Source organism: Vibrio sp. Vb1337 (genome assembly GCF_033338715.1).
Lineage (GTDB): Bacteria > Pseudomonadota > Gammaproteobacteria > Enterobacterales > Vibrionaceae > Vibrio > Vibrio alginolyticus.
This window is the reverse complement of sequence record NZ_JAWOTD010000017.1, coordinates 1-15,857: the sequence shown is the minus strand read 5'-3', so window position 1 is coordinate 15,857 and position 15,857 is coordinate 1. Positions and strand designations below refer to the sequence as shown.

The 15,857-nt window shown below is 44.4% G+C and carries 8 protein-coding genes and 1 riboswitch; of the genes, 6 read left to right on the top strand and 2 right to left on the bottom strand.

Features of this window, described 5'->3' with window-relative positions:
* The first annotated feature begins 222 nt into the window (after window positions 1-222).
* From R7E42_RS17540 to R7E42_RS17525, 4 genes are all read left to right on the top strand, one after another.
* Window positions 223-867 carry a LuxR C-terminal-related transcriptional regulator gene (locus R7E42_RS17540; RefSeq protein WP_005381237.1) on the top strand — a complete coding sequence of 215 codons (645 nt, stop codon included), beginning with the start codon at window positions 223-225 and terminating at the stop codon, window positions 865-867.
* A 159-nt stretch (window positions 868-1,026) separates the two neighbouring features.
* A complete protein-coding gene (galU, locus tag R7E42_RS17535; protein ID WP_005381239.1) occupies window positions 1,027-1,899 on the top strand; it encodes a UTP--glucose-1-phosphate uridylyltransferase GalU in 873 nt (290 codons plus the stop codon).
* A gap of 149 nt (window positions 1,900-2,048) precedes the next feature.
* The gene (gene uvrA, locus R7E42_RS17530; RefSeq protein ID WP_005381241.1) at window positions 2,049-4,871 is read left to right on the top strand and encodes an excinuclease ABC subunit UvrA; all 2,823 of its coding nucleotides are present in this window, start codon (window positions 2,049-2,051) and stop codon (window positions 4,869-4,871) included.
* 67 nt (window positions 4,872-4,938) lie between these two features.
* Entirely contained in the window at window positions 4,939-6,720 is a 1,782-nt protein-coding gene (locus R7E42_RS17525; protein ID WP_047103670.1) for a PglL family O-oligosaccharyltransferase, read from the top strand.
* 59 nt (window positions 6,721-6,779) lie between these two features.
* Here the strand turns inward: R7E42_RS17525 and R7E42_RS17520 are convergent, their stop codons facing one another.
* Complete coding sequence (locus R7E42_RS17520) at window positions 6,780-7,901, bottom strand: pyridoxal-phosphate-dependent aminotransferase family protein (protein ID WP_104975641.1); 1,122 nt, start codon at window positions 7,899-7,901, stop codon at window positions 6,780-6,782.
* Window positions 7,902-8,121: 220 nt separating this feature from the next.
* A riboswitch (Lysine riboswitch) is annotated at window positions 8,122-8,300 on the top strand.
* A 101-nt stretch (window positions 8,301-8,401) separates the two neighbouring features.
* Between R7E42_RS17520 and lysC the strand changes: the two genes are divergently transcribed.
* Window positions 8,402-9,754: a lysine-sensitive aspartokinase 3 gene (gene lysC, locus R7E42_RS17515; RefSeq protein WP_318071118.1), complete on the top strand. Its 1,353-nt coding sequence runs from the start codon at window positions 8,402-8,404 to the stop codon at window positions 9,752-9,754.
* Between the two features lie 86 nt (window positions 9,755-9,840).
* On the opposite strand, the gene metH is transcribed toward lysC, so the two are convergent.
* Entirely contained in the window at window positions 9,841-13,521 is a 3,681-nt protein-coding gene (gene metH / locus R7E42_RS17510; RefSeq protein ID WP_318071119.1) for a methionine synthase, read from the bottom strand.
* A gap of 191 nt (window positions 13,522-13,712) precedes the next feature.
* On the opposite strand from metH, the gene R7E42_RS17505 reads away from it, so the two are divergent.
* Entirely contained in the window at window positions 13,713-15,044 is a 1,332-nt protein-coding gene (locus R7E42_RS17505) for a cation:proton antiporter (RefSeq protein ID WP_053306797.1), read from the top strand.
* The last annotated feature ends 813 nt before the right edge of the window (window positions 15,045-15,857 follow it).

Sequence of the window (15,857 nt, the reverse complement as noted above, 5' to 3'; positions counted from 1 at the left end):
CTTTAATGTTTTGATTAAAGTCTAATACCATTGTGATCTATTGAGTCATCCTCTAGAACCCAAATCGTATTTCAACTTACGTGTGTAGCATTTTTGATTCGCGTTGCAGACATCGTTTCGTGAAGCTTTGAATTCGAACGCATTTATTCAGTAAAGCGATGGTTATGGCCTCTCTTTAATGCCAGTTTATGGCTTCTATTGAACCCAGGGAGATTGGAACACGTGAGAAAGTCGGCTTACGCAAGAAAGCTATTTCTGATCAGTATGGAAGATAATGCGCAAAAAAAAGTGGCGGCACTCGAAAAGTACGTTGATATGAGCATCCCGGTGATTTCAACCGCAGCACTCATGGAAGCCAAGCCACAACACCGTAATAAAATTCTACTGATCGACTTCAGTGAACATAAATCACTTGTTCAATCGATCAAAAACTTGCCTCTTGTATGGAAAAACTTTGAAACCGTTGTCTTCAACGTGCCTAAAAGACTAACCACAGATGAACTTCTTTCATTTGGTCAATTAAAAGGTGTGTTTTATTCTGAAGATACGCTAGAGCAAATTGGAGAAGGGTTAAAAGGCATTGTTAACGGTCAAAACTGGCTGCCGCGTAATGTAACCAGTCAACTTTTACACTATTACCGCAATGTCATTAATACTCATACTGCACCAGCTACGGTAGACCTAACCATTCGTGAGCTACAAGTACTGCGTTGCCTACAAGCTGGCGCCTCGAACAGTCAGATGGCCGAGGAGTTATTCGTCAGTGAATTCACCATCAAATCGCACTTATATCAGATATTCAAAAAGCTATCCGTAAAGAACCGAGTACAGGCAATCGCCTGGGCAGACCAAAACTTAATGTCATGATGCAATGTGAGCGGCTCTGATAACTGAAATGACAAGTCGCTCATCTTTTTTCCGCACCGAGTCTCACATTTTTTCCTACTTTATTCATGATTCATTGATACCTCTCGTGTTAAAGTTATACGTAGATTCTTGATAAAAACGAGATAGGATATTCCCCCAATGATAAAAAAATGTCTGTTCCCTGCTGCAGGCTATGGCACACGCTTCCTACCGGCAACGAAATCTATGCCAAAAGAGATGATGCCAGTCGTGAACAAACCGCTTATTGAATACGGTGTCGAAGAAGCAATCCAAGCTGGTATGAACGGCATGTGTATTGTGACAGGTCGTGGCAAGCACTCGATCATGGACCACTTTGATAAGAACTACGAACTGGAACATCAGATTAGCGGTACCAACAAAGAAGAGCTGTTGGTAGATATCCGTGAAATCATTGAATCTGCAAACTTCACTTATATACGTCAACGCGAAATGAAAGGCTTGGGCCACGCGATTCTAACTGGACGAGAATTGGTAGGCGATGAGCCATTTGCTGTTGTTCTTGCTGATGACCTTTGTGTGAACGAGCAAGAGGGCGTACTGGCTCAGATGGTGGCACTATTTAAGCAGTTCCGCTGTTCTATCGTTGCAGTACAAGAAGTACCAGCCGAAGAAACACACAAATACGGCGTTATCTCTGGTGAAATGATCAAAGACGACATCTACCGCGTAGACGACATGGTAGAAAAACCAGAGAAAGGCACGGCGCCTAGCAACCTTGCTATCATTGGCCGCTACATCCTGACTCCCGATATTTTTGAACTGATTGAAAACACCGAACCTGGTAAAGGTGGTGAAATTCAAATCACTGACGCGCTGCTAAAACAAGCAAAAGCGGGCTGTGTATTGGCTTACAAATTCAAGGGCAAACGCTTTGACTGTGGTAGCGTTGAAGGTTACATCGAAGCAACTAACTATTGTTTTGAAAACCTGTATCTAAAAGATGAAAAAACCTCTGAGCTAGGTAAGCACGCAACACAAAAAGCAGTATAAAGCATCGTCTTAGTACGAAATTACTGTATCGAAAGCCCAGCACAACGCTGGGCTTTTTACTTTACTGTTTTTTTATCCAGTAATTTTCTTTGCACATTTCTCACACTATGTAATACTTGCCCCACTTGGTTATACATAGAGCAAAAACGATGGATAAAATAGAAGTTCGCGGTGCCCGAACCCATAACCTTAAAGACATTAATCTTACAATCCCTCGCGATAAACTGATTGTCATTACTGGACTAAGTGGCTCCGGTAAATCCTCTCTCGCTTTCGATACATTGTATGCAGAAGGCCAACGACGCTACGTAGAGTCTCTCTCTGCCTACGCTCGTCAGTTTTTGTCTCTGATGGAAAAACCCGATGTCGACCACATTGAAGGGTTATCACCCGCGATTTCTATTGAACAGAAATCTACTTCTCATAACCCGCGTTCAACCGTCGGTACAATTACCGAAGTCTACGACTACTTACGTCTATTGTATGCTCGTGTGGGCGAACCCCGCTGTCCAACGCACCATGCCCCTCTTGCTGCGCAAACCATCAGTCAAATGGTGGACAAAGTCCTAGAGATGCCGGAAGGCAGCAAAATGATGCTATTGGCGCCTATTGTCAAAGAACGTAAAGGTGAGCATGTTAAAACGCTTGAGAACTTAGCGGCTCAAGGCTTTATTCGTGCGCGTATTGATGGAGAAACTTGCGATCTTTCCGATCCTCCAACCCTTGAGCTACATAAAAAGCACACCATTGAAGTCGTGGTAGACCGCTTTAAAGTTCGTCCAGACTTACAACAGCGCTTGGCCGAATCTTTCGAGACCACGCTCGAATTATCAGGCGGAATTGCGGTTGTCGCGCCAATGGATGGCGACGGTGAAGAGATTATTTTCTCCGCCAACTTCGCTTGTCCACAATGTGGTTACAGCATGCAAGAGTTAGAGCCGCGACTTTTCTCATTCAACAATCCTGCTGGTGCATGTGGCACTTGTGATGGCTTGGGTGTTCAACAATACTTCGATCCAAGCCGAGTCATTCAAGATGATTCATTAAGCTTGGCACAAGGTGCGATTCGCGGTTGGGATCAAAAGAACTACTACTACTTCCAAATGCTCACCTCATTGGCCGATCATTATGGTTTTGACCTCCATGCCCCTTTTAATTCTCTGCCAAAGAAAACGCAAGATGTCATTCTAAAGGGCTCAGGTCGTACTGAGATTGAGTTTAAATACATCAACGATCGTGGCGATATTCGCGTTAAACGCCATCCATTCGAAGGTATTCTGAATACCCTAGAACGTCGCTATCGTGATACAGAATCCAACTCTGTCCGTGAAGAGCTTGCAAAATACATCTCCACTAAATCTTGTTCAAGCTGTGGCGGTACTCGTCTACGCCTCGAAGCACGTAACGTGTTTATTGCTGATACGACACTACCTGAGATTGTTGAACTCAGCATTGCTGATGCATTGGAGTTCTTCCATTCCTTGAAACTGGAAGGTCAACGAGCCCAAATCGCTGAAAAAGTGATGAAGGAAATCAACGACCGCCTGCAATTCTTAGTTAACGTCGGTTTGAACTACCTAAACTTATCACGCAGTGCAGAAACCTTATCAGGCGGTGAAGCTCAACGTATTCGTTTAGCAAGCCAAATTGGTGCAGGTCTTGTTGGTGTCATGTACGTCTTAGATGAACCGTCGATTGGCCTCCACCAGCGTGATAACGAACGACTCCTAAAAACACTGACTCATTTGCGCGATTTAGGTAATACCGTACTTGTGGTAGAACACGATGAAGATGCGATTCGCTGTGCAGATCATGTCATAGATATTGGTCCTGGTGCTGGCGTACATGGTGGTAATGTTGTTGCGGAAGGCACCATGGAAGAGATAGTCGCGAATCCGAATTCTCTGACAGGTCAGTACTTAAGTGGTGTTAAAGAAATCGCAGTACCGAAAGATCGCACGCCGCGAGATCCGAAAAAAACGGTTGAGCTATTAGGCGCTACAGGTAATAACCTTAAAAACGTTAACCTTTCAATTCCTGTTGGGTTATTCAGCTGTATTACAGGAGTATCTGGCTCAGGTAAATCAACGCTGATTAATGATACTTTCTTTAAAATTGCGCATACCCAACTTAACGGAGCGACAACGGCTCAGCCTTCACCTTATAAATCGATTAAAGGTCTAGAGCACTTCGATAAAGTCATCGATATCGATCAAAGCCCAATTGGCCGTACACCTCGCTCTAACCCTGCAACCTATACGGGGATCTTTACACCAATCCGTGAACTGTTTGCAGGCACACAGGAGTCGCGTTCTCGCGGTTACAAACCGGGCCGTTTTAGTTTTAACGTGCGCGGTGGTCGTTGTGAGGCCTGTCAGGGTGACGGTGTTATCAAAGTAGAAATGCACTTCCTACCAGATGTTTATGTGCCATGTGATGTGTGTAAAGGTAAACGCTACAACCGTGAAACGCTCGAAGTACGTTACAAAGGTAAAACTATTGATGAAGTGCTAGAAATGACGGTCGAAGATGCACGCACCTTCTTCGATCCAGTTCCTGCCATCGCTCGCAAACTACAAACACTGATGGATGTGGGTTTGTCGTACATACGATTGGGTCAAGCGGCAACAACACTCTCCGGTGGTGAAGCACAGCGTGTGAAACTGGCGCGAGAGCTATCCAAACGTGATACAGGAAAAACCTTGTATATTTTGGATGAACCAACAACCGGCTTGCACTTCCATGATATCCAGCAGTTGCTCACTGTACTGCACAGACTTCGCGACCACGGAAACACTGTCGTGGTGATCGAGCATAACCTGGACGTCATTAAGACTGCGGACTGGATTATCGATCTTGGTCCTGAAGGGGGTCAAGGTGGCGGCGAGATAATCGCTCAAGGCACTCCGGAAGATGTGTCGCAAATCGAGGGTTCGCACACAGCTCACTTCCTCAAGCCTATGTTGAAGTAGAAAAAACAGGTAAAGTATCGAGACCAGCAAGTGCTGGTCTTTTTTCATTCAAAACAACGCAATAACTATGGCTACTATACATGTAAGTGGAACAAAGCTTTCTCCCGAAAAAGTACAGGTTCCCCTCAATCGCAAGTTTCTCATTGCCTTGGCAACACTATTTGTGTTGGCAATGCACTTTTTCATGCCCAACCCCGGCGGTTCGGGGCTTTCGCTTTCGTTCAATGCGACAACTTGGATTGCTTTTAGCTTTGCATTAGGCATTGGGTGTTACCAACTAGCGAATAATCGAGTGCTACGTTACTCAAAACTAACCATCGGCTTGTTCATTAGTGCTCTTATCATGACAGTGCCCATTCTGTACCCAAATGCGAATAGCAGCTTGGCAGCCAATAAGCTCATAGGCCTGTGGTGTGGTGTCCTGTTCTTTATTGTTTTACAACAATTTCATTTCAGTAATAAACATCGCCAACGCCTATTATGGTTCATTGTCCTTGCGGTTGTTATCGAAGCCATTTTTGGTTTGACACAATATCTGTATCTCAAACCAGGCAATCCGTTTGGTTACGACACGGTGGCCAATCGTCCTTATGGTATTTTCCAACAGCCCAATGTAATGGCCAGTTTTCTTGCGACAGGGTTGGTGATTGCCAGCTATTTACTTGCACGTCAGCCCTACAAATACGATCGTAAGTTAAGCGATGTTTACCTTCTCTATGCCGTACCAGTTTTAACTTTACCACTAATTGTGGCATTGGCTTCACGCACTGGTTGGTTAGCCTCGGTCATCGCCGTGTTGTTGGTCATTCCATACATGTACCGCTTTGCAACCAAAGGGCGCTTTATCCGCTGGGTTGTGTCACTTGTAAGTGGGCTCTTACTCTCAGTCGTTGTCATGCATCTTGCCTTTCCTGATGGAGGTGGGTTAGCCGCAGAAAAAGTAAATATGGAGTCTCCTCGAGCGTATACTTTTCCGCAAACATTAGACATGGTGATTGAAAAGCCTTTTACTGGTTATGGATATGGCAAGTTTGAATCTGAGTACATGCTGTATACGGCTCGTCAACATGCCCTAAATGAGAATTACCCAGCTGGTTTGCCAGCCATGGATCATCCGCATAATGAGCTACTTTACTGGGGAGTCGAAGGTGGCTTGCTGCCAATACTCGGCATCTTCTTAGCGATGGCACTGGTACTGTATCGAATCTATCAAGCCAAACGCGGAACTCGTCTTGCGTTGCTGGCCTTGTTTATACCTATCGTATTGCACTCGCAACTGGAATACCCTTTCTACCACTCTCTCGTGCATTGGTTGATCTTCGTTATCCTGCTGTACTGGGTCGATCAGCGCGTCTCTCGTTATCGACAAGTCGGCTTTAGTAATGTGACCAAAAGCTTGCTGCGTGTTTTTAGTTTGGTACTTCCCGTTGCGTTTACGTTTTACATGGTAAGCGCATTGCATACGAACTATGTATTGACGAAGTTTGAGACCACTAGGCCAACTAACCCTGATATTCTGAATCAAGTCAGTAACCCTGTGGTTTGGAAAGACAGATTTGATTGGGATGTTTATAGCACGTTTTTAAACCTTGGGCTGTACCAACAAGACGCAACCTTGATTCAGCCTTATATCGATTGGTCGCTAAAAATCATCAAAGATAAGCCTCGCCCTGCATTTTATAATAATTTGATTTTGGCCTACCAAGGCTTAGATGACTCAAGTAAAGCGGAGCAAATTAGAGCTGAAGCGCAGTTTTTGTTCCCGAAGATTGATTTCAGTGACGTCAATTACCAACCACCTTCTCAAGCAATCTCTGCCTCACCAGCCCCCACTTCAGGAGCTGAGTAATAAATACAAAAAAGCGAAGGGATGACCTTCGCTTTTCTTTATCTCATTGCTGTATGATTTTATTCAGTGAGTGACTCTTCTAACGCTTTTAAGCACAGCGCAACGTTTTCAGATCGAGCGCCGTAACCCATTAAGCCAATACGCCACGCTTTACCAGCTAATGCCCCAAGGCCTGCACCAATTTCTAGGTTATAGGTTTCTAGCAAGTGAGCACGAACTTTTGCTTCATCAATTCCTTCAGGCACGTAAATCGCATTTAATTGTGGCAACCGATGGGCTTCGTCCACAACAAATTCAAAGCCTAACTTTTGTAAGCCATTTTTGAGTTTTTCATGCATCAGTTGGTGACGAGCCCAAGCGTTTTCTAATCCTTCATTTTTCAGTATCAATAAAGCTTCATGAAGCGCATACAAGCTATTAACTGGCGCCGTATGATGGTAACTACGCTTACCTTCTCCACTCCAATACCCCAAAACTAAACTCTGATCGAGGAACCAACTCTGTACTGGTGTTGTTCTTGCTTGAATCTTTTCAATCGCGGCAGGAGAAAACGTCACTGGTGAGAGCCCAGGTACACATGACAAACATTTTTGACTACCAGAGTAAACCGCATCCAGTTGCCATTCATCCACTTTTAACGGCACACCACCAAGCGATGTCACCGCATCAACAATAGATAATGCATTATGCTGTTTCGCCAGCTTACCCAATGCTTGAGCATCACTGACTGCACCAGTTGAGGTTTCCGCATGCACAAAAGCAAGAACTTTTGTATCTGGGTGCTGTTCGAATGCTTGCTCGACTTTATCAATGGAAACAGGCGTCCCCCATTCATCATCGACGATAACAACTTCACCACCAGCACGGACGACATTTTCGCGCATGCGTTCACCAAATACACCATTACGGCAGACGATCACTTTATCGCCTTTCTCGATCAAGTTTACAAAGCAGGTTTCCATCCCTGCACTACCTGGCGCTGAAACCGCAATAGTGAACTCATTGTCAGTTTGAAAGGCATACTTCAATAGCTGCTTGAGCTCATCCATCATACCGATAAACAGAGGATCAAGGTGACCTACAGTAGGACGGCTTAGTGCTTGTAACACTTGAGGATAAATATCAGAAGGACCAGGTCCCATTAAAATACGGTGAGGTGGAATAAAGCTTTGGATCGACATGTCAGCTCCTTGATTATCTTTTATCCTGAGCATTCTAAAAGTTCTATTCAATAACATGGCTCAGGTGTAGGGTTCTTCACCCTAATAGATTTTTCCTCTATCAGCAATTAGCCGTAAGTATGGAGGTCAAACCAGTGTCACAAAATCGTTAATAAAAAACACCATAAAGGTTGAAATATTGATTGACATTAAGGCCTCAAAACCGTTCAATGTTTGAGCTTTATGTAGAAGAGGAGCGCTACCCAGGTAGATGATTTGTGGAACCGCAATTCCAACACCAATCATTGAGGGGGAGTAGTGCCGAGGTAAGTCAAAGTTGCAGGATTTGACTTGTCGGTTGAATTGGGCTGAATCCCATCAACTGTCATCAGCGCAGTCTGATGAAGGGCTTCTGAGGGTAAATTTTTCAAATAGCATTCTAAATACCTCTCTTTTTGCTCTGTTCCTTTTCTCACTAAACATTGGATGTACAATTTTTTAGGAAGTCGTGGGAGAACGCAGTGAGCGCATTTAACGTAGCTAAATTCGGTGGAACCAGTGTTGCCAACTTTGAGGCAATGAGTCGTTGCGCCACCATTATCGAAAACAATCCAAATACTCGCCTGGTCGTGAGCAGCGCTTGCTCTGGCGTCACCAACCTATTGGTAGAACTCGCCAACGGTGTTCAGGATCAAACGCACCGTACTGAGCTGCTGCAAAATCTGGCCAACATTCATGACGCCATTTTAACTCAGCTCGAAGACAGCACGAAAACTGCTGCCGAGGTGTATGGCATATTAGATACCGTAACCAGCCTGGCCGAGGCTGCATCTATCCAAGCTAGTGCGAAGTTAACCGATCATTTAGTCGCATGTGGCGAACTCATGTCGACGCATATTCTAACTCAGTTAATGTGTGAGCGAGGCATTCAAGCTGTGCGCTTTGATATCCGCGATGTGCTGCGTACTGATGACAACTTTGGTCGCGCGGAGCCAAACATTGAAGCAATTTCGACGCTTGCGCAAGATAAACTCGTACCACTTTGCCAACAATCCGTTGTTGTTACTCAAGGCTTCATAGGATCTGACGAAGCCGGTAATACAACAACATTAGGTCGAGGGGGCAGCGATTACAGCGCCGCCTTAATTGCTGAGAGCGTTAAAGCGGCAGGGCTAGAAATCTGGACTGATGTTCCGGGTATCTACACAACAGACCCGCGAATTGCACCAAAAGCCTCACCAATTCCCGAGATCAGCTTTAGTGAAGCTTCAGAAATGGCTAACTTTGGCGCTAAAATCCTTCACCCTTCTACGCTAGTACCCGCATTACGCCACGACATTCCGGTATTTGTAGGGTCATCGAAAGAGCCAGAAAAAGGGGGAACTTGGATTCGCCACCAAGTCGAAAGCTCACCGTTATTCCGTGCGCTAGCTTTGCGTTGTAACCAAACCATGGTAACGCTACGCAGCGCCAATATGTTCCACGCATACGGATTCTTAGCGAAGGTTTTTGAGATCCTTGCAAAGCATAAGATCTCTGTCGATTTGATCACGACATCTGAAATCAGTGTATCGTTAACACTTGATCAAACTGATACATCTGGCGGAGCACCACAGCTGCCGCAAGCTGCACGAGAAGAGTTAGAAGAGTTATGTAAGGTAGAAGTTGAACATGACCTATGCCTCGTTGCTCTCATTGGTAACAACATGAGTGAGAGTAAAGGCTACGCGAAACAGGTTTTTGGCACGCTAGAAGATTTTAACCTACGCATGATTTGTTATGGCGCTAGCCCTCACAACTTATGCTTCTTGCTCCATGAATCGGTATCGAAACAAGCCATACAAAAACTCCACACTAAGTTGTTTGAGAAGTAAGTTCAACTCAATAAAACAAAGGGCTGCGTATCTGCAGCCCTTTGTCGTTTCATTAGTTGTTACATTTTGACGAGGTAAACATCAATTTAACCGTTAATGTTTGGCCCTAACCATTTTTCAGCCTCGACCCTATCCCACCCCTTACGATCGGCGTAACTCTCTAGCTGATCTTCTTGGATCTGTGCGATCGCAAAGTAACGTGAGTCAGGATGAGAGAAATACCAACCAGAGACTGACGCGCCCGGATACATTGCATAGCTGGAGGTTAGAGTCATGCCAATATTCTCTTCCACATTAAGTAGCTCCCAAAGCGGTCCTTTTTCAGTATGCTCAGGGCACGCTGGATAACCTGGTGCAGGGCGAATACCTTGGTATTTTTCACGAATGAGATCATCGTTAGATAAATCTTCATCCGCAGCATAACCCCAAATTTCTTTACGGACACGCTCATGCAAATACTCAGCAAACGCTTCGGCTAGGCGATCCGCCACCGCTTGAATCATAATTGCGTTGTAATCATCTCCCTGTGCTTTGTATTCATCAGCAAGCTCTCGTTCACCAATACCACCAGTGACAGCAAATGCCCCTATCCAATCATGCTTACCCGACTCTTTAGGTGCGATGTAGTCGGATAAACAATAGTTGAATCCTTTTGGTTTCTCGGTCTGTTGTCGCAAGTTACGTAATACTTTCACAACGTCGGTACGAGTTTCATCAGCATAAACTTCAATGTCGTCCCCCACGCTCGCAGCAGGGAATAAGCCACACATTCCACGCGCTTTTAACAGGCCTTCTCGCTCAACTCGATCAAGTATCTCGTTGGCATCTTCGAATAAACGTTTTGCTTCTTCACCAACTTCTTCATGTTGGAAAATTGTTGGATACTTACCCACAAGTGACCAAGTCATAAAGAATGGTGTCCAATCAATGTATTGACGTAATATAGCCACATCAAAATCATCGAAGATATGAATGCCAGGCTTAACAGGCACTGGAGGTGTATAAGCTTCCCAATCGATCGCAACTTTATTCGCTCGAGCCGCTTCTAATGTCACTGGTTTGGTTCTCGGTTTCTTTCGATTATGTTGATCACGTACTCGTTCGTAATCAGCTTCAAGTTTTTCAACAAATTCAGGGCGACGTTCATCTGACAGAAGAGAAGTACATACGCCCACTGCACGTGAGGCGTTGTTCACGTAAACCACTGGATGCTTGTAATTTTGCTCAATCTTAACTGCTGTATGGGCTTTTGACGTTGTTGCGCCACCGATGAGAAGAGGTAAGTTAAAGTCGAGACGCTCCATCTCTTTTGCAACATGCACCATTTCGTCTAATGAAGGCGTGATCAACCCTGATAAACCAATAATATCGACGTTTTCTTCTTGCGCTACTTTTAAGATCTTTTCGCAAGGAACCATGACACCAAGATCGATAATTTCGTAGTTATTGCACTGCAATACAACGCCAACGATATTTTTCCCGATATCATGTACATCACCTTTGACCGTCGCTAGCAAAATCTTACCGTTTGTTTGTCCCACCTGCTTTTCTGCATTGATGTAGGGCTCCAGATGCGCGACTGCTTGCTTCATCACTCGGGCAGATTTTACGACCTGAGGAAGGAACATTTTACCTTCACCAAACAAGTCTCCGACGACGTTCATCCCATCCATTAGTGGGCCTTCAATCACCTCTAATGGCTTTGAAGCGTTGACACGAGCCTCTTCGGTATCATCAACGATGAACTCAGTTATTCCTTTCACTAACGCGTGCTCTAAGCGCTTTTCAACAGGCCAAGTTCTCCACTCAAGTGCAGAGGCATCCTCCTCTTTACCTACCCCTTTGCCTGCATATTCCGCCGCGATATCTAACAATCTCTCAGTGGCATCATCGCGACGGTTAAGAACGACATCTTCCACAGCCTCACGCAGCGTTTCAGGCACGTTATCGTAGATTTCTAACTGACCCGCATTCACGATCCCCATATCCATACCATTCTTAAAACAGTGGTAGAGGAATACCGCATGAATCGCCTCGCGAACATAGTTATTGCCACGGAAAGAGAATGAGACGTTAGAAACCCCACCCGAGATCATCGCATGTGGTAAATCACGTTTGATATCTCCAACGGCTTGAATGAAATCCACCGCGTAGTTATTATGCTCCTCGATCCCCGTAGCAATGGCAAAAATGTTTGGGTCAAAAATGATGTCTTCTGGTGGAAAGCCTACTTCATCAACAAGAATTCGGTAAGCGTTGGTACAAATTTCTACTTTGCGCTCACGTGTATCTGCTTGCCCAATCTCATCAAACGCCATCACAATCACAGCCGCACCGTAACGGCGGATCAACTTAGCTTGTTCAACGAATTTCTCTTTGCCTTCTTTGAGAGAGATCGAGTTAACAATGCCTTTGCCTTGGATGCACTTAAGACCGGCTTCAATAACCTCCCACTTGGAAGAGTCAACCATGATTGGTACTTTTGAGATTTCAGGTTCTGACGCACAAAGGTTTAAAAAGCGAACCATACAAGCTTGTGCATCCAACATGCCTTCATCCATGTTGATATCGATAATTTGAGCGCCATTTTCAACTTGTTGACGAGCCACATCGAGCGCTTCATCGTACAGCTCTTCTTTAATTAAGCGCTTAAAACGCGCAGAACCGGTTACATTCGTACGCTCACCGACATTGATAAATAAAGAGTCTTTATCAATAGCGAGTGGCTCCAGGCCAGACAAGCGACAAGCAACGGGAAGTTCAGGTAATTGACGAGGGGCGATATTTTCAACCGCGAGTGCCATTTGGCGAATGTGCTCAGGAGTTGTACCACAACACCCACCAATCAAGTTTAAAAAGCCACTTTGAGCCCACTCTTTAACATGCTTAGCCATATCTTCTGGCGACAAATCGTATTCGCCGAATGCATTCGGAAGCCCAGCATTTGGGTGAGCGGAAACAAAAGATTCTGATATACGAGAGAGCTCTTCAACATAAGGACGCAGCTCATCTGGACCAAGTGCACAGTTCAAACCAAACGAAATCGGTTTAACATGACGTAATGAGTTGTAAAACGCTTCTGTGGTTTGACCGGATAATGTCCGACCGGAAGCATCAGTAATAGTCCCCGAGATCATCACAGGTAACTCAATACCCATCTCTTCAAACACACTTTCAACAGCAAATGAACAAGCCTTAGCGTTAAGCGTATCGAAGATGGTCTCGATAAGAATAAGGTCAGAACCACCTTTAATTAGAGCACGAGTCGATTCAGAGTAAGCCTCAACTAACTCGTCGAAAGAAACATTTCGATATCCGGGGTCATTTACATCAGGAGAAATAGAACAAGTTCGGTTCGTCGGCCCTAAAACCCCTGCGACATAACGCGGCTTATCGGGTGTTTTTGCGGTCCATTCATCTGCAACTTCACGTGCAAGATTGGCTGCTGCAAAGTTAATTTCTTCACTCAGGCTTTCCATCTCGTAGTCAGCCATCGCAATGGTTGTTGCGTTAAACGTGTTGGTTTCGAGAATATCTGCACCCGCTTCTAAATATGCAGCGTGAATTTCCTTGATAAGTTGAGGCTGACTTAGAACCAACAGGTCGTTGTTACCTTTTAGATCACAATGCCAATCCGCAAAGCGCGTTCCTCGATAGTCTTGCTCTTCAAGTTTGTATCCCTGAATCATGGTCCCCATACCACCATCAATCAAAAGAATACGTTGCTTCAATTGAGCTTCAATCTGTTGTCTTACGTTACTTCCCACAGTACAGCCTCATTCCTTTAGTTATCTTTCCATCCTATCACACAAACTTCAGGAGTCTAGACGTCTAAACGTAGAATTAATGATTATTTTATCTCCTTTTTAACTTGCAAAATAATCACGAAAAAATGTTTGCTATTTAAGCAGCATCAGCCGAGAATTCCATTCATAAAATGTTACAAATAGAGAGCTCTATGTCGGTCTATCATACTTTATGTTTTCTATCCGCAGCTGCGATGCTAATTGCTTTTGTAAACAGCAAGATAGGAAAGATGCAAACCACCATTGCGATTACCGCAGGTTCAATGGTGCTTTCACTTCTAATCTTAATTGCGGGTCAAAACAACTGGTTCCATCTCACCGAAATTGCGACGGAGACGGTCACAAGGATTAACTTCGAAGATTTCTTGCTCAAAGGCATTCTTGGCTTCTTACTATTTGCTGGTGGACTAGGCATCAAACTCCCGAACCTTAAAGATCAAAAGTGGGAGATCACTGTTTTAGCCCTTGGAGCCACACTGTTTTCCACGTTCTTTATTGGATTTGCGCTGTATGGGTTTTGTCAGTTAATTGGCATCCAATTTGATTTGGTCTACTGCTTACTATTTGGTGCTCTAATATCGCCAACTGACCCAATCGCTGTATTGGCTATTGTTAAAAAACTCGATGCTCCCAAACGTATCTCCACTCAGATTGAAGGAGAATCGCTCTTCAATGATGGCTTCGGTTTGGTTATCTTCGTCACTCTATTTACGATTGCATTTGGCACTGAGGCACCAACTGTAGGTAGTGTCACCTTACTCTTCATCCAAGAAGCTATCGGTGGTATCACATATGGTTTCGTCCTCGGTTTGCTATTCCACTACTTGATCAGTGCCACCGATGATCACTCAATGGAATTGTTACTTACCATTGGTGTCCCAACAGCAGGTTACGCATTTGCTGAATACATCCATGTATCAGGCCCACTCGCGATGGTTGTATCCGGTATTATGATTGGCAACTGGACACGCTTTATTGGCTTTTCAAAAGAGAGTGAAGATCACCTTGACCATTTTTGGGAGCTTGTTGATGAGTTCTTGAATGGCGTGTTATTCCTACTGATCGGCATGTCGATGCTGCTATTTGAATTCCACAAAGAAGACTGGATTATGATGGCTATTTCAGTCCCTCTTGTACTAGCAGCTCGCTATTTAAGCGTATTTCTCTCGTACATTGGCTTTAAGCGTTACAGAAAATATAACCCGTGGTCAGTACGTATTTTGACGTGGGGCGGCTTACGCGGGGGCCTTGCATTGGCAATGGCACTTTCCATTCCATCTGGTATTTGGGTGATTCAAGATAAGTTAATCGATGTAAAAGAGATTATTCTTGTAATGACCTACTCCGTCGTTGTTTTCTCTATCCTCATTCAAGGCTCAACAATCACCCCAATGATTGAAAAAGCAAAAGCAGAAGAGAAGAAGATGGAAGAGAACAACCAAGCAATAACCACTCCGGAACATACGGAGCCAGTGGACTCTTAAAGACACGTAACTTAATAAATAAAAAGCAGCTACCTAGCTGCTTTTTTCATAACTAATTTTCAGACTCCCCTTCAAGGACGAATGCTCCTTATTCTTTGATATACCTTCAAATATACGAAGAATCGCTACGCTGCATTTTCATAGATACTAACTATTGCCGATAGATAGTATTCATAGACGTGCCTTTTAATTTACCCATTTATCACTTCTCTTCTCTTGGCAATATAGGCTCCTCGCAAATATCAAAGCTAAACTTCCACAATACTTAGCAATGAGCGAGTTTGTATTTTTATGAGAAAGAGACATTTAGGGTGATTGCGTTCAGAACCCAAACAGGTTAGCAATCTCACCAAGATAAAACTGAGCTAGCATTCAGGTAGATCAAAGCCTTAACAGAAATTTAGTCCCCCTCTCTCTTGATCTCAGTGAGACTAAACTTGTATTCAAAGTCGTCCTGTTTTCAAAATTGGAACAAGTGACACCTCAAACAATTAAACTCTGTCACATAACTAGATTTTCTAATATCGAATAAAAGGAGCTTTGGTGAATGAAGAGGCTCAAAACTAGCGCTCGAGACTGCAGGAACCACACAAAACTGCGTTCCACTTCACTCATGACAGGGCTTAGAAAGCATAACCAGAGGGAAGCCTACCTCTCGATGCAAGGTTTCAATATGAAAGTGGGTTTAAGGTAAGTCGGTTAACCAAAACGAAAAAAGCCTCAGTCTTTCGACTGAGGCTTAATATAAGTGGCGGAGTGGACGGGACTCGAACCCGCGACCCCCGGCGTGACAGGCCGGTATTCTAACCAACT

Excerpts from the sequence above, each read along its gene's own strand:
- galU (WP_005381239.1), top strand. The coding sequence starts at position 1,027 with ATGATAAAAAAATGTCTGTTCCCTGCTGCAGGCTATGGCACACGCTTC.
- uvrA (WP_005381241.1), top strand. The coding sequence starts at position 2,049 with ATGGATAAAATAGAAGTTCGCGGTGCCCGAACCCATAACCTTAAAGAC.
- R7E42_RS17525 (WP_047103670.1), top strand. The coding sequence starts at position 4,939 with ATGGCTACTATACATGTAAGTGGAACAAAGCTTTCTCCCGAAAAAGTA.
- R7E42_RS17520 (WP_104975641.1), bottom strand. The coding sequence starts at position 7,901 with ATGTCGATCCAAAGCTTTATTCCACCTCACCGTATTTTAATGGGACCT.
- R7E42_RS17505 (WP_053306797.1), top strand. The coding sequence starts at position 13,713 with ATGTCGGTCTATCATACTTTATGTTTTCTATCCGCAGCTGCGATGCTA.